A 15,378-nucleotide genomic window follows, 5' to 3' on the forward strand; every position below is an offset into this window, starting at 1 on the left:
ACCTCAGAGGAACTTCTCATGATCAGGATGGGGGGTTCGCGAGAGTACCTCGCGGCCGCGATCGGTTACGAGTACCATGTCTTCGAAGCGAACGCCGGCGACGTCTGGCCGGAACAGGCCCGGCTCGATCATGACGATCATGTTCTCCTCGAGCGTGACGTCCGCGGTCGGACCGACGTACGGCGGTTCGTGGGCAACGACGCCGATGCCGTGGCCGATGTTGCCGTCGGTCAGCCACTCCTCGTAGCCGAACTCGACGAAGATGTCGCGCGCAGCGTCGTACACTTCGCGGCCGGTTACACCGGGTTCGATGGCATCGATCGCCGCCTCGTGGGCCGCAAACGTCGCCTGATACATCGATCGCTGTTCGTCGGACGGCGTGCCGGGGAACGCCATTCGAGCCAGTTCGCTGTAGTAGCCCTTCCACATCGGGCCTTCATCGAGCTGGACGAACTCTCCCCGACGGATGCGCTTTCTGGAGGGATACTCCTGGCAGCGCGACCAACGGACGCCGGAGCTGACGATCGCTGGGAGGGCGTACGCGCCGGCTGCGCCGGCCGAGATCATCGCGTCCATGATCGTCCCGGAGACCTCACACTCGCGGACGCCGACCTCGACCGCCTCGATGCCGGCCTCGATCGCGAGTTCAGCCACCGAGAGCCCTTCGTCGATGAGCGCGATCTCCGCGTCCGTCTTGACGGCCCGCGCCTCAAAAAGCAAGTCGCCCGCGTCGCACAGTCGGCACCCCGGGAGCGAGGCCTCGATTTTCCGGGCGAACCGGAACTCCATGTGCGGATCGAGGGCGACGACGCCGTCCGCGACGCCGCGCTCTTCGAGCACCGTCGCGAACGTCTCCGCGGCCTCGCCCTTCGTCGTCGAGAACGGGACGACGTCCGCGAGCCAGTGACGGTCGTCGAGGTCCGCGGCCAGCCGGGGAGCGGCGACGATCGTCGGCTCTCCCGACTGCGTTACGACCGCGCCGTGTTCGGCCGAGAGCGAGAAGCTGTCGTAGGGGCCGTAGCCGACGAGATATCGGAGGTTGTCGGACCGGTTGATGATCAGGGCGTCGACATCCGCGTCGGCCATTCGTTCCTGTACCAGCTCGAGGTTCTCTCGCGCGACGGGCTCGAGCACTCGAAACAACTCCTGTCGCTCGTAGTCCCGGTGGCCCGCGTCGCCGTGCTGGATCCGTGCGTCGGTCATCGACTCTCCGCGGGGATTTCGGAACGTTCAGAGCCCTCGGCCGACGCCTGCGACGCCGTGTAAATGACGTCCGAGGGATCGATACTCACCCAGACCTCGTTGCCGGGCTCGAGCATACTCGCGTTCGCGTGGTGGTTCACCTGCACCGTCGTCCCGAACGCGGGGACGGACACGAAGTAGACGGCACCTTGCCCCTGGTAATCCACGCTCTCGATGGTTCCTCGAAAGGTGTTCTCGACCGCGGGGCGCTCCGTACTCAGGGACGCGAGTTCGGTCCGGACGAAGACGGCGACGGCGTCGCCGTCGTCGAGCCCGTCGCGGGCCTCGACGGTCATACTCGAGTCGCCGAACTGTACGTCGGGCGTCGATCCGAGTCGGAGAGTTCCGTCGATCCTGCTCGAGGTGCCGAGGAAGTCCGCGACGAACGGCGACGTCGGGTGTTCGTACGCCGTCTTCGGTTCGTCGTACTGTTCCAGGTTGCCGTCGTTCAGCACCGCGATCCGGTCGCCCATCGAGAGCGCCTCCGTCTGGTTGTGGGTGACGTAGACCGTCGTGATACCGGTTTCGCGCTGGATGCGTTTGAGTTCGGTTCGCATCTCTCCCCGAAGCTTCTTATCGAGGTTGGACAGCGGTTCGTCCATCAACACGAGGTCGGGATCGAAGGCGAGCGCTCGAGCGACGGCGACCCGCTGTTGCTGCCCACCGCTGCACTCGTGGGGATACTCGTCCTCGTAGCCCTCGAGGTCGATCATCGAGAGCATCTCGGAGACTTTCGCCTCGCGCTCGCGTTCGTCGGCACCGCGCATCTTCAATCCGAAGGCGATGTTCTCCGCGACGGTCTTGTGCGGAAAGAGCGCGTAGTCCTGGAAGACGACGCCGATGTCGCGTTCGTACGGCGGGAGGTTCGTGAGGTCGGTTCCCTGCAGCCGGATCGATCCGGACGTTGGCGTCTGGAGACCGGCGATGTTGAGAAGCGTCGTCGTCTTCCCACAGCCGCTCGGGCCGACGACGGTAACGAACTCCCCCTCCTCGACGGAAACGGAGATTCCGTCGACGGCGACGGTTTCTCCGAACTCCTTTCGAAGGTTGTCAATATCGAGAAATGACATGTGGTGGTTGTATGTATGTCGTTAGTCAGCGGGATAACTACGACGATTGGATGCTCTCCCACTCCTGGGACCACTCGTCGGAGTGCTCCTCCTGGTAGCCGGGGTTGAGGAACGTGAGTCGCTCACCGCCCGTCGGATCGTAGTCGCCGAGGTCTTCGATCACGCCGGAGGTCGCGCCGGTCGCCGGCGGGTAGCCGAGCGCCTCCGCGAGCGGGACCAGTACGTCCTCCTCGAGCAGGAAGTCGAAGAAATCCATCGCGGTGCTTCGCTTGTCGTCGTCGATGCCGGACACCATCGCCCAGTTGTCGGACCAGCCGTACGCGCCCTCCTTCGGAATGACGTAGTCGAGGTGGTCGTGACCGTCGTCGACGGCGGCCTTGATCCGGCCGCCCCAGGCTTCGCCGACGTACGCCTCGTTTTGTGCATACATTCGGACGTGCTCGTCGCCCGTCGACCAGTAGCTGGAGATCAGATCCTTCTGCTCGCGGACCGAGTCCCAGATCCGTCCGATACCGTCCTCGTAGGAGCTATCGGCCCCGATCTCGTTGGGATCCATTCCGAGGTAGAGGGCGGTCGTGAAGACGCGCACGAAGTCGGTCCCCTGCATGGTGACGTTGCCGGCGTTCGCCTGGTCCCAGCACGCTTCCCAGGAGTCGAGTTCGCCGAGTTCGTCGCGGTTGTACGCCATCCCGATGGTCCCGTATACGGTTGGAATGCCGTGGACGTCGTCTCCGGCGTCGTAAACCGGGTTCTTGAAGGTGTCGCCGAGGCTGTCGTAGTTATCCAGCTCATCGGTGTTGATCGGTTCCCAGACGTCATTAGTCGCGCCCATGTACAGCGTGTTCGCGGAGGTAATCGTCACGTGCGCGTCCGACTGCCCGGACTGGATCTGGTTGTATCCGTCGAACTGGTCGCTTATCTGGTTAACTGCGACGTCGACGTCCTGTTCCTCTTCGAACGCAGAGAACACCTCGCTCTCGTAGGAGTCGATGTAGTTTCCGCCGGTAACCTGAACGACGAACGGATCGCTCGAGCCGCCGCCGAGACAACCTGCCAGTCCAACGACACCGGCGGCACCGACGCCGCCGATCGATTGTAGTACTCGCCGCCGGCTTCGGCTCTCTGAACGACTGCCGACGTCGGAGGCCGAATCAGTGTAGGATTTACTCATTGTACGGGACTAGCATGGAACAACCCCATAATAAATCTTGCTACCTGATTACCAGATATAGGGAAATGGCGATGGGGTTAACTACTCCATTCTAAATCAGGATAAGAGAAATAGGGCGCAAAGCTTAACAGCATTTGGGATAATTGATGTCCGATGGCACCGTACGATTCACCTGAACGTCCACCGCTGGAGGCTGAACATGGAACCGAATGAGCGCGTCGCGGCCGCCGCGAGCGAGCGCGTCGAGGATGCCGTCGACGAAATCAGCGACGACCTCGTCGGATTCGCGAGCGATCTCGTTCGAATCCGAAGCGTTCTGAACCACGAAGAACCGGCCCAGGAACTCGTCCGAGAGCGCCTCGAGGCGCTCGATCTCGAGGTCGATGAGATCCGCGCAGACGAGGTCCCTGGCATCGAGGACCACGACGAGTACGTCGAACGCGATCTGTCCTACGAGGATCGGCCGAACCTCCTCGCGACGCGCGAGGGTGCGGATGACGGTCCGTCGCTGCTGTTCAACGGACACGTCGATGTCGTCCCCGAGGGCGACCGCGACGCGTGGTCGTTCGACCCGTTCGCCGGAACCGTCGAGGACGGACGACTCCTCGGGCGAGGCGCGTCGGACATGAAAGGCGGCGTCGCCGCGATGATCTACGCGCTCGAGGCCCTCGATCGAGCGGGAATCGAACTCCTCGGCGACCTGTCGTTCAACACCGTCATCGAGGAGGAGTACGGCGGCTCGGGCGGGACGCTCGCAAGCGTCCTCGCGGGCGTCGACGCGGACGCGGTCGTGATCCCGGAACCGACGGGCTTCGACTCGTGGATCGCGAACGACGGCGTCTCCTACTTTCGGGTAACGGTCGAGGGGAAAGGCGCCCACGCGGCGGAGACCGACGCCGGCGTGAACGCGATCTCGAAGCTGTTGCCGATTTACCACGCGCTCGAGGAACTCCACGACGAGCGCAAGACGACGGTCCACGACGAACTGTTCGAGGAGTGGCACGAGCACACGGTCTCGCTGAACCTCGGGACGCTGGGCGGCGGCGAGTGGGTCTCGAGCGTCCCCGACGAGGCGCACCTCGAAGCGCGGGTCTCGCACGCGCCCGAAGAGACGCGCGAATATCTCCGCGAGACGGTCGAGCGGACGGTCGAACGGGCCGCCGAGGGCGATCCGTGGCTCGCAGAGCACCCGCCAGAAATCGAGTGGTTCGGCTGGCGCGGGCGGTCGGCGAAGATCGACCCCGACGAGCCGATCGTTCGGACCGTCGAGACCGTCGCCGAAGACGCGCTGGGCCGGGAGAGTCACGCCAAGGGGTTCCCCGGCGGGATCGATTCCCGGTTCTTCGTCAACGAGACCGGGACGCCGGCCGTCTGCTTCGGACCGGGCGCGTACAACATCCACGGCACCGACGAGTACCTCCCGGTCGCGGAACTCGAGGAACTCACGCTCGCGCTCGCGTTGACTGCCATGTCGTGGTGTGGCTACAGGGTGACGCCGGATGAGTCGTAACGACGGCTCGGCACCCCGTCGCTACGACGAACTCACGTCGCCCGAAATCGACGAGGCCGCCGAGGACGGCGCGACAATCGTCGTCCCCGTCGGTGCGACCGAAGACCACGGTCCCCACCTCCCGCTCGACGTCGACCGTCGGATCGTCGAGGCGGTCTGCGAACCGGCCGTCGCCGCCAGGGACGACGCGTTGCTGTTCCCGACGATCGATCACGGCTATCTCCCCCACCACATGGATTTTCCGGGCGGGATCACGATCGACTGGCGCACGTTCGTCGACTACGTCATCGACGTCTGCGTCTCGCTCGCCCACCACGGGTTCGAGCGGATCCTGCTCGTCAACGGCCACGGGTCGAACCACCACCTCCTCGAACTGGCCAGCCGGCAGGTCATGCTGCAGTATCCCGACATCCACTGCGCGATGCTCTCGTGGTGGGAGATCGACGAGGTTCGCGAGACCGCGAGCGCGGTTCGCGAGGCCGGCCCGCAGGGGTCGGCCCACGCGGGCGAGATGGAGACATCGATTTACATGCATCTCTACCCCGAGCGCGTCGACATGGACGCCGCTCCCCGAGACGTCGACTACCCCGAGAGCCGGCACTTCAACAACCTCGATCTCGCGGGCCAGACTCGCCCCGAAGACTCAACGCCCGTGACGATGCTCGGGTGGTGGTCGACGATCTCCGAGACCGGCGTCTTGGGCGACGCGACCGTCGCGACCCCCGAGACCGGTGAGTTGCTTCTCGAGGCCGCGGTCGAGGGACTCGGCTCCGTCCTCGAGGAGTTCGCCACGTACCCAATCCGATCGATCGACGACCACCACGCACGGACCGTAACCGATCGCGAATACGACGCTTTCAGACCACGATGACCCACGCCATAGACGCCAGAGAGACCCCCGATAGACGGGCCGGAATCGGCGACGAAACAACCGACCGGGAGAAGGTCACGGACCTCGTCTCCGCAATCGAAACGTACGTTACGGACGGTTCGAGCATCGCCTTCGGCGGAATGGGTGGGCGCGATCCCGAGGCGGCCGCCCGCGAAATCGTCCGCCAGGGAACGACGGGACTGACCGTCCTCGACGACGCCCGGACGACCTTGCTCGATATCATGGTCGGTGCGGGCTGCGTCGACGAGTACGTCGGCTCCTGGGTGGGGACGAGCCTCATCTCGCAGGGACACAACATCCGAAACGCCGTCGAGAACGGCGTCCCCCACCACCTCGAGATGCGCGACGTCTCGAACTTCGGCTCCTCGCTGATGTTTCTCGCGGGGGCGATGGACCTTCCGTTCGTGCCGACGCGGTCGATGCTCGAGACGGACATTCCAGAGTACAACGACGATCTCGAGGTGATCGAGGATCCACTCGGGTCGGGGGACCCGCTCGTACTCGTCCCCCCGGCGCGACCCGACGTCGCGATCATCCACGTCCAGCGGTGCGATCCGATGGGGAACGCACAGATACTGGGCAACGTCGTCAACGATCACCTCAAGGCTCGGGCCGCCGAACACACCATCGTCACCTGTGAAGAACTCGTCTCGACCGATGAGATCCGACGACAGCCCGAACTTACCCGCATCCCGTTCTACACGGTCGACGCGGTCGCCGAGGTTCCTTTCGGCTCTCATCCGTGGCACTGTTACGGGCAGTACTACGCCGACCTCCCGTTCTACCGGGAGTACGGACTCCGGTCGCAGGACCGCGAGGAGTTTCTCGAGTGGCTCGAGGAGTGGATCCGCCCCCACGACGAGTACCTCGAGAAGGTCGGCGCCGACCGACTGGAAACGCTCGAGCACATGGAACGAACGATCAACGGTGCCGGCTCCGCGGAGGGTGCCGATGAGTGAGCGCTCGACGGCGGGCGAGGCCGCCGAGCCATCCACGGAATCGGTGAACCCGGTTCGCGTCGATCGGCCGGACGAGACGGCAGACGACTACACGACGACCGAACTCCTCGCCGTCGCCGCCGCGCGCGAGATCGATGACGGGGAGACCGCGTTTATCGGCGTCGGCATGTCGCTGATGTCCGGTATTCTCGCCAAGCACACCCATGCGCCGGACTGTCAGCTCGTGACCGAGTCGGGCTACATCGGCTCCGTCCCTCCGGGCGTGGTCCAGTCGATCTCCGACACCATCCTCGGGGTCGACGCGCTCGTCGCGACCGATCAGTGTGAGATCTTCATCGACAACCAGCGCGGTGCGTTCGATGTCGGCATCATCGGCGCGGGACAGATCGACAGCCGCGGGAACACGAACTCGACGGCAGTTATCGGTGACGCGACGTACGACCGGCCGAAAGTTCGCCTGCCCGGCTCCGGCGGGAGCAACGATATCATGACCTCCTGTGGCCGGACCGTCGTCATGATGCGCCAGCAGCGCCGCGCGTTCACGACCGAAGTCGACTACGTGACCGCGCCGGGTCACCTCGATCACTCTGGCCGACGCGAGGAACTCGGTTTCGTCGGCGGCGGTCCGGCCGCCGTCGTCACCGACATGGCGGTGTTCGGTTTCGACGACGACGGCGAGATGCTCCTCGAGACGACACATCCCGGTGTCAGCGTCGACGACGTTCGCGACGAAGTCCAGTGGGACCTCCGCGTCGCAGACGACGTCCGGACGACGCCGGAGCCGACGCGGGGCGAGGTCGCGATGTTACGCGCCATCGACCCCGCGGACGTCGTCCTTCGAGGGACCGACTACGTCTACGAAGTGGGCTTCGAGGAGTGGAGCAACACCGTCCTCGACCACTGGGAGCAACTGGAAACGGTTCAGAACGAGACCGACGACTGAACGAGACAGACGACTGCGACACAGCTAATGACGACACACGACACACCCCAACGACAGACGAGAGCGGGCACCGACCTCGGGGGAATGTTCCCCCGCGCGTTCGCCGACGAGTACGTCACCATCGTCCGCGGCGACGGGCCGTGGGTCTGGGACGCGGACGGGAACCGGTACCTCGACGCCGTCTCCGGAAACCAGAACGTCAACATCGGCCACGGCCGTGAGGAAGTCGCAGCGGCCGCGAAAGAACAGCTCGAGCGCCTCGAGTACGCCTCGAGCATGCTGTTCGCGAACGAACCCGCGATGGAGTACACCGAGAAGATCGCCGAGTTCACGCCCGACGGGTTCGAGAAGACGTGGCTCGTCTCGAGCGGCTCAGAAGCCAACGAGAGCGCGATCAAGATGGCCCGCCAGTACCACTACGAGCGGGGGAACGAGGGCAAGTACAAGGTAATTTCGCGCCGTCGCAGCTACCACGGCAACACCGCCGGCGCGATGGCAGTATCGGGATTTCCGGCCCGGAAGACGAAGATGGAGCCGCTGTTCGCGAACTTCCCGAAAGCGCCGAGCGCGACGCCGTACCGCTGTGAGCGCTGTGACGGGGACGGCGGGCACGCCTGCGGCGTTGAATGTGCAAACGACCTCGAGCGACTCATCCAGGACGAGGGACCGGAGACGGTCTCGGCGTTCATCACGGAGCCGGTCACCGGTGCCGCCAACGCCGGCGCGTATCCACACGACGGCTACTTCGAGCGGATCCGCGAGATCTGCGACGAGTACGACGTGTTGTTCATCGTCGACGAGGTCATGGCCGGGTTCGGACGGACCGGCGAGAACTTCGCGATCGAACACTGGGACGTCACGCCCGACATCATCACCGGTGCGAAGGGAATGAGCGGCGGCTACTCGCCCATCGGCGGCACGATGCCACACCGTCGCGTCGCGGAGGTCTTCGAAACTATCGAGGACGGGTTCCAGCACGGCCACACCTTCTGTTTCAACCCGGCATCGGCCGCGATCGGCACGGCCGTCCTCGAGTACATGGACGATCACGACCTCGTGGCCAACGCCCGCGAGGTCGGCGCGCACCTCCAGGAACGGTGCGAGGAGTTCGACGAGTACGACTTCGTCGGCGACGTCCGCGGCAAGGGACTGATGATCGGCGTGGAGTTCGTCGGCGATCGCGAGACGAAGGAACCGCTCGCGGAGACCGGCACGGAGTTCCAGTCGCTCCTCTTCGAGTCGGGATTGGACAACGGGATCGTCACCTACCCCGGTGGCGGCCACGTCGACGGACAGTACGGCGATCACGTGCTGATCACGCCGCCGCTGACGATCGACGACGAACTCGCCGACGAGGTCGTCGACCGGATGCACGCGACCTTCGCGGACGTGGAATCGGCGCTCGGACGGTGACCGCAGCCCCGGAACCGGACCGGTCCGCTATCAGTTGATCCGTCGATCCTCGTCGCTCCAGTATCGATCGCGCAACGCTTCTCTGTCGATTTTTCCGTACGGCGTCGTTGGAAGGGCGTCGAATACGTCGACTGACTTGGGCCGCTTGTAGCCCGCCAGCCGCTCGCCGGCGAACCCGAGGAGGTCATCGACATCGATCTCCTGTCCCTCGGCCGGGACGACGACCGCGTGGACGGCTTCACCCCACTCTTCGTCTGGGACGCCGATGACGGCAACGTCGCCGACGGCCTGGTGCTCGCCGAGCGCGCGCTCGACCTCGCTGGTGTAGACGTTCATCCCGCCGGTGACGACGACGTCGTTGCGTCGGTCGAGCAGATAGAGGTAGCCTTCGTCGTCGATCCGGCCGACGTCACCGGTCCGAACCCAGCCGTCGACGAGCGTCTCGTCGGTCGCCTCCGGCAGTCCGAAGTAGCCGTCGAAGGTGTACGGTGCCCGCACGAGCAGTTCACCCGGCTCGTCGGGCCCGCGTTCCTCGCCGGTGTCGGGATCGACGACCTTCACCTCCGAGAGCAGACAGGGCTGCCCGGCGGACCGCAACAGTCGGTCGTCGCCGTCCTCGAGCACGCGGGCGTGATCGCGACGGTCGAGCGTGGTGATGAGGTTGGGGACCTCGGTCTGTCCGTAAAACTGGGTCAGGATCGGTCCGAGTCGGTCGAGCGCTTCCTGCAACCGGTCGGGACGGATCGGTGCAGCCCCGTAGATCACGTTCTCGAGCGAGGACACGTCGTGGACCGCGAGGGGGCCGTCCAGCAGCCTGTAGAGCATCGTCGGGACGAGAAAGGTCCACGTCACGCCGTGGGTCTCGACGGCCGTACAGAAGTCGGTCTCATCGAACCCACGGTGGAGAACGACCGTCCCGCCCGCGAGCAACGCCGAGAGCAAGAACGTTCCCGCGGAGTGCGAGATCGGCGTCGCGACGAGTCCGGTGTCGGTACTCGAGAAACCGAGATCGGCGTGGTGTGCGAGCAGGTTCGTCGTGAGACACGATTGCGTGTAGCAGACGCCTTTCGGGTCGCCCGTCGTCCCACCGGTGTAGAAGTGGCCGGCGATCGCGTCCGGTTCGACCGACACGGACGGGCTATCCGCGGCCGCTCCGTCCTCGAGCCGCGCCGCGGAACGCCAGCCTGCCGGCGGCTCCGCCGATTCGACGGCGACACACTCCGGCCGCGTCGGAAGGCCGTCGACGAGGTCCGCAACGTCGTCGAGACGAGCCGCGTCACAGACGACGACGGCCGGTTCGGCGTCCGAGAGGATGTACTCGATCGCCGTCGTAGAGAGCTCTGGATTGATCGGGAGCCGCGTCGCACCCGCCTTGTACGTCGCGATGTCGACGATCGGTGCCTCGAGCCGGTTGGGGAGTATCGTCGCCACGCGCCCTTCGGGTTCGAGTCCGAACTCGAGCAAGGCGTTAGCGAGCGCGTTCGAGCGCCGATCCAGTTCGCCGTACGTGAGCGATCCGGTTTCATCCCGCAGTGCGATCCGTTCGGGACGCCGGGAGAACGCTGCGGTGAGAAGTGATGGTAGTGTTTGTCCGTTCGTCCGAGTACCTGAGATCACAATTGGTCTCTGTCAAGGTGTATTCCGCCACACCTACTCAAACTAGCGGTCGTGGCCGTATTTTCGCGACTTCTTCGAGTTTCTCGAGGGCCACACGGAGTCCATCGATAGTGTCCGTGAGCCGGTTCCGTGAGGTCAGTAGTACCACGGTGTCTGTGAGCCGGTTCCGTGAGGTCAATAGTACCACGGTGTCTGTGAGCCGGTTCCGTGAGATCAGTAGTACCACGGTGTCCGCTGGTGTGCGTGCCGAACAGCCACTCGAGTTCCCGAGCGGTGTTGTTTCGATCGAAGTGACGACGACGATGTCGCTCGAGTCCTCACGGCGGATACTTGTGATCCGTATCACGACGTGACAGTGACGATATGGACGAACGCGACGACAATCGACGAACGATCGCCGCGTGCGAGCAGTGCGGGTCGCTCTATGCGGCACTCGAGCTGTCCGACGACAAGATTCGCCCGATCGGACGCAGAGACGGGTGTCGGTGTGGCGGAACGGATTTCACCGCTGTCGACGATTCGCTCTCGGATCTCTCGCTCGAGGAGAGCGACGAATAAGGACCGCAACGGTACAAACCGGCAGGAAACGGCGGTCACCAACGGTGCTTTCGAGACGGTCGCAGCCGACTTCTCGGACGCCCACCTCCCGAAGCAACCATCTCCTCATACGGTTTACTGTAACTATTTACCGGCGCGACCGCAGGCCGGGCCGCGGTCGCGCCGGAAAGGACTTACAGCAGACCGTATCAGGCGGTCGTCTCGAGCGCCGTCCGAAGCTCGTCGACGGCGTACTCGAGTTGCTCGCGCGAGATCGAAAGCGGCGGCTGGAATCGCATGACGTTCTTGTAGTAGCCGCCGACGCCGATCACGACGTTCGACTCCTCGCGGAGGTGCTCGCTTACGGCCGATGCGAGATCGCTATCCGGTCGCGGGGCGACGTTCTGTGGCCCTGTCGTTCCCGGTTCGACGAGCTCGATACCGCGCATCAGTCCGAGGCCTCGCGCCTGCCCGACGACGTCGTACTCGTCCTCGAGGGCCGCGAGCTCGGACTCGAGCCACTGTCCCTGCTCGCGAGCGTTGTCGACGATGCCGTCCTGCAGTTCGTCGATCGTCGCCAGCGCGGCGGCGCAGGCGACGGGGTTGCCGCCGAACGTCGAGAGGTGGTCGCCGGACTCGAAGGCGTCCGCGATTTCTGCGGAGGCGGTGAACGCACCGAGGGGCAGTCCGTTCGCGATCCCCTTCGCCTGCGTCAGGATGTCGGGCTCGACGTCGAAGTGGCTACTCGCGAACAGCTCTCCGGTTCGACCGTAGCCGGTCTGGACCTCGTCGGCGATGAGTAGCGCGCCGTGGTCGTGGGCGATCTCCTGGACTCGCTCGAGCCACCCCGCCGGTGGAACGACGATGCCGGCCTCCCCCATGACGGGCTCGACGACGACCGCCGCGAGATCACCGCTGGTGTGCGAGCCGATGATCCGCTCGAGTTCCTCGGCGCAACTGGCGTCGCACTGGTCGCCGTCACAGCGCGGACAGCGGTAGCCGTACGGCGGCGCGGTGTGGGCGACGTCGTTGAGCGTCGGGGCCATCCCCTGCTTGTAGGCCTTGTTCCCCGTCAGCGCCAGACTACCGAGAGTGCGGCCGTGAAAGCCCATCTCGAGGGCGATGACCTCCTTCGAGCCGGTGTATTTCCGCGCGAGTTTGACGGCCCCCTCGACGGCTTCCGTCCCGGAGTTACAGAAGAAACTCTTCTGGAGGTCGCCCGGCGTCACATCGGCGATCCGCTCGGCGAGGTCGGCGACCGGCTCGTTCGGGTGGACGTACGAGCAGCCGTGGACGAACTCCTCGAGTTGCTCCGTTGCAGCGTCGACGACGGCGTCGTTGCCGTGGCCGACGTTCGTCACCGAGATTCCGGAGAAAACGTCGAGGTACTCGTTGCCCTCGAAGTCCTCGAGCGTACACCCCGCGGCCCGTTTCACCGGCACATCGAGCGATTTCCAGATCGGCATCAGATGCTCGTCGTACGCCGACACGACGGCCGAATTCGACTGTGCTCCGTCCGGGGATTCTGATTGTTGTTCGGACATAGTTGCTATATCTATACCATGTCCTATTAAACTATACTTCTTCGGATAGATGGCAGCCTGGGCCGAGTTATTCAAATGGGGAGCGATGATAGGTTGATCGAGTCGCATGGATCCTCGCGATCGACGAACTGTCGAACTGAATCCAACTTTGGGCCGAGTACAGGCTTCGTATTCGAATGTTGTTTATTGGCGGGTTCCCTTCGGCGAGATATGGACGAGCGAAATATCCGCATTCTGCAGGCCGTTGCAGATCTGGGGACCGGCAGTCCGGACGAAATCTCCGAGTACACCGATATTCCGAAGTCGACCGTCCACTATCGACTGACGAAGCTCAAAGAAGACGGGATCGTCACAGACGACCTGTTCGATGTCGATCTCGAGAAACTGGGCCTCGAGATTACGGTTATCTCGGAAGTCATCGCGGAATACGAGGAGCAGTATCACGACGAAGTCGGGAAGAAACTCGCCGCCGTCGAGGGGGTCAATCAGGTGTACTTCACGATGGGGGACACGGACTTCGTCGTTATCGCACACCTCTCGGATCGCAAGATGGTTCAGCGGCTCATCAGCGACTACGAGATGATCGATGAGATCGTCCGAACGAGTTCGCAGTTCGTCGTCGAAACCGTCAAAGACGAGCCCCATCCACTGAACGACTTCGAGTTAGAGACGTTGGTAGCGGCCACAACGGACTCCGACTGATCGCTCGAGGGGCTACTCGAGTTTCTCCGTCTCCAGGTCCGCCACGTCGACCTCCGAGTCGGTCGACGAGACGCTGTACAGGACGACGCCCAGGAGCGCCCAGAAGAGAACGATCAGCCACTCGTAGGGCCACAGGAGCGCCGACGGGCCGCCGGGCAAGTAGAGACCGATGAAGCCGAGTGTCAAGACGAGTGCGGCGGCGCCGAACGCGTAGCCGAACGGAAGTTTGAGCGGTCGATCCAGGTCAGGTTCGTTGCGCCGAAGCACGAAGAAAGAAATGACTACGAAGAACCACGCGACGACGAGTCCGAGCCCGCTCGCGTTGACGATCCAGACCAGCATCTGCTCGCCGAACAGCGGAGCGAAGACAGAGAGCCCGCCGATGAGGACGACGGCCGTCGACGGCGTGTTGTATTCGGGGTGAACCGTGCTGATTTGCTTCGGAATCATCCCGGAATCCGCGAGTGCGAAGACCGCGCGACTGGCACCGAGCAAGAACGAGTTCCAGCTCGTAAGGACGCCCGCAATTCCTGCCAGGGCCATAATGCGGCCGATAAATTGGCTGTCGAAGATCGTTTCCATCGCTGCGGCGGCGGGCAGCGGGCTCTCGACGAGTGCGGAGCCGGGCATCGCCTGTCCGGACGCCCAGATGACGCCGATGTAAAACAGGGCGGCCAGCGTGACGGAGGCCGGGATGAGAAGGCCGATGAGACGGGGAGGCACGTCCGCTTCCTCGGCGGATTGCGGAATGACGTCGAACCCGACGAACATGAACGGCGTCATGATCGCGACCGTGGCTACTCCCGTTGCACCGACATCGGACAGCGGCGGATTCGGCTGCGACTGGCCGTTCAGAACGGCACCGACGGCGAGCATAATTCCGGCCAGCGCGATAACGAGCGTCAGTATCGTCTGGAACTGCGCCGCGGGTTTCACGCCGCGATAGTTAAGCGCCGTCATCACGATCGCACCGATACCACCGACCAGGATCCAGGACGCGTACACCGGTTCTCCGGCCACCGACCAGAGCTCGAGGACGTTAAATCCTGGAACGATATACGCCAGCGCGGAGGGCAGTGCGATAACTTCGAACACGACGACGCCGACGTACCCGAGAACGAGCGACCACGTACACACGAACGATCCGACCGGGCCGAGCGCTCGAAGGCTGTACACGTGCTCTCCGCCGACGAACGGCAACGCGGAGGCGAGTTCGCCGTAAATCAGGCCGACGATACAGACCATGATCGCCCCGACGACGAACCCGAGAACCGAGCCGGCCACGCCGGCTTCGTCGATCCAGAACCCCGTCTGGATGATCCATCCCCAGCCGATCATTGCACCGAACGCGAGCACGAAGAGGTCCTTCTTCGTCAGGACCCGTTCAAATTTTCTGGTATCTTCTCCCATACCACATGCTGCTAGATAGTGGATGTTAAATTTAACCAAGTCCCAATCTTCAGGACAGTGTACATTTTATCCTAATTTTGCTGAACCATGTCCAACCTCCGTCGTGGTCGCTGATTCGGAACGACACAGCTGCGTAACTGCGATGACGCCGAGCGAGAATCGCTCCGAACGACCGAATTCACAACCGCCCAGTAGCAGGTGCTTTATGCACGGTACAGGGGTCCAAACGACCGCCTACTAGAGGTAGCGACCAGCTACCTCGGGAGTACGCTGCTCATATATAGAACGGGGAACCCGGTACCCCAGTTCGATGACCAATACTGACAAACGACAATCGTCGCTGCGGGACAGTCACAGGATCGATAACT

13 protein-coding genes are annotated in these 15,378 nt (G+C 63.8%); 7 read left to right on the forward strand and 6 right to left on the reverse strand.

Annotated features, from left to right (window positions below; all coding sequences use genetic code 11):
- Window positions 1-3: 3 nt before the first annotated feature.
- The 3 genes from ACEWFR_RS20065 to ACEWFR_RS20075 are packed head-to-tail and all read right to left on the reverse strand — an operon-like array spanning window position 4 to window position 3,483.
- The gene (locus tag ACEWFR_RS20065) at window positions 4-1,203 is read right to left on the reverse strand and encodes a M24 family metallopeptidase (RefSeq protein ID WP_374062713.1); all 1,200 of its coding nucleotides are present in this window, start codon (window positions 1,201-1,203) and stop codon (window positions 4-6) included.
- Window positions 1,200-2,312, reverse strand: coding sequence for an ABC transporter ATP-binding protein (locus ACEWFR_RS20070; RefSeq protein ID WP_374062714.1), 1,113 nt, complete (start codon window positions 2,310-2,312; stop codon window positions 1,200-1,202). Before ACEWFR_RS20070 ends, ACEWFR_RS20065 begins: the two co-directional genes overlap by 4 nt.
- A gap of 37 nt (window positions 2,313-2,349) precedes the next feature.
- Window positions 2,350-3,483 (reverse strand): PotD/PotF family extracellular solute-binding protein, encoded by a 1,134-nt coding sequence (locus ACEWFR_RS20075; RefSeq protein ID WP_374062715.1) that lies wholly within the window; start codon window positions 3,481-3,483, stop codon window positions 2,350-2,352.
- A gap of 199 nt (window positions 3,484-3,682) precedes the next feature.
- Between ACEWFR_RS20075 and ACEWFR_RS20080 the strand changes: the two genes are divergently transcribed.
- From ACEWFR_RS20080 to ACEWFR_RS20100, 5 genes are read left to right on the forward strand one after another with little or no spacing between them, the layout of a single operon-like run.
- Entirely contained in the window at window positions 3,683-4,993 is a 1,311-nt protein-coding gene (locus tag ACEWFR_RS20080; RefSeq protein WP_374062716.1) for an ArgE/DapE family deacylase, read from the forward strand.
- A complete protein-coding gene (locus ACEWFR_RS20085; RefSeq protein WP_374062717.1) occupies window positions 4,983-5,864 on the forward strand; it encodes a creatininase family protein in 882 nt (293 codons plus the stop codon). Before ACEWFR_RS20080 ends, ACEWFR_RS20085 begins: the two co-directional genes overlap by 11 nt.
- A complete protein-coding gene (locus ACEWFR_RS20090) occupies window positions 5,861-6,844 on the forward strand; it encodes a CoA transferase subunit A (protein WP_374062718.1) in 984 nt (327 codons plus the stop codon). The genes ACEWFR_RS20085 and ACEWFR_RS20090 overlap by 4 nt, the downstream gene beginning before the upstream one ends.
- Window positions 6,837-7,787, forward strand: a complete 951-nt coding sequence (locus ACEWFR_RS20095) for a CoA-transferase subunit beta (RefSeq protein ID WP_374062719.1) — start codon at window positions 6,837-6,839, stop codon at window positions 7,785-7,787. The genes ACEWFR_RS20090 and ACEWFR_RS20095 overlap by 8 nt, the downstream gene beginning before the upstream one ends.
- Before the next feature lie 27 nt (window positions 7,788-7,814).
- Complete coding sequence (locus ACEWFR_RS20100) at window positions 7,815-9,200, forward strand: aspartate aminotransferase family protein (RefSeq protein WP_374062720.1); 1,386 nt, start codon at window positions 7,815-7,817, stop codon at window positions 9,198-9,200.
- A 30-nt stretch (window positions 9,201-9,230) separates the two neighbouring features.
- Here the strand turns inward: ACEWFR_RS20100 and ACEWFR_RS20105 are convergent, their stop codons facing one another.
- On the reverse strand, window positions 9,231-10,817 hold the full coding sequence (locus tag ACEWFR_RS20105) for an AMP-binding protein (RefSeq protein ID WP_374062721.1): 1,587 nt from the start codon (window positions 10,815-10,817) through the stop codon (window positions 9,231-9,233).
- 363 nt (window positions 10,818-11,180) lie between these two features.
- Here ACEWFR_RS20105 and ACEWFR_RS20110 point away from each other — a divergent pair, with 363 nt between their 5' ends.
- On the forward strand, window positions 11,181-11,375 hold the full coding sequence (locus ACEWFR_RS20110) for a hypothetical protein (protein WP_374062722.1): 195 nt from the start codon (window positions 11,181-11,183) through the stop codon (window positions 11,373-11,375).
- Between the two features lie 188 nt (window positions 11,376-11,563).
- On the opposite strand, the gene ACEWFR_RS20115 is transcribed toward ACEWFR_RS20110, so the two are convergent.
- Window positions 11,564-12,898 carry an aspartate aminotransferase family protein gene (locus ACEWFR_RS20115; RefSeq protein WP_374062723.1) on the reverse strand — a complete coding sequence of 445 codons (1,335 nt, stop codon included), beginning with the start codon at window positions 12,896-12,898 and terminating at the stop codon, window positions 11,564-11,566.
- A 210-nt stretch (window positions 12,899-13,108) separates the two neighbouring features.
- Here ACEWFR_RS20115 and ACEWFR_RS20120 point away from each other — a divergent pair, with 210 nt between their 5' ends.
- Complete coding sequence (locus tag ACEWFR_RS20120; RefSeq protein WP_374062724.1) at window positions 13,109-13,600, forward strand: Lrp/AsnC family transcriptional regulator; 492 nt, start codon at window positions 13,109-13,111, stop codon at window positions 13,598-13,600.
- A 12-nt stretch (window positions 13,601-13,612) separates the two neighbouring features.
- Here the strand turns inward: ACEWFR_RS20120 and ACEWFR_RS20125 are convergent, their stop codons facing one another.
- A complete protein-coding gene (locus ACEWFR_RS20125; protein ID WP_374062725.1) occupies window positions 13,613-15,010 on the reverse strand; it encodes an APC family permease in 1,398 nt (465 codons plus the stop codon).
- Window positions 15,011-15,378: the final 368 nt, after the last annotated feature.

Source organism: Natrinema sp. H-ect4, assembly GCF_041894845.1.
GTDB lineage: Archaea > Halobacteriota > Halobacteria > Halobacteriales > Natrialbaceae > Natrinema.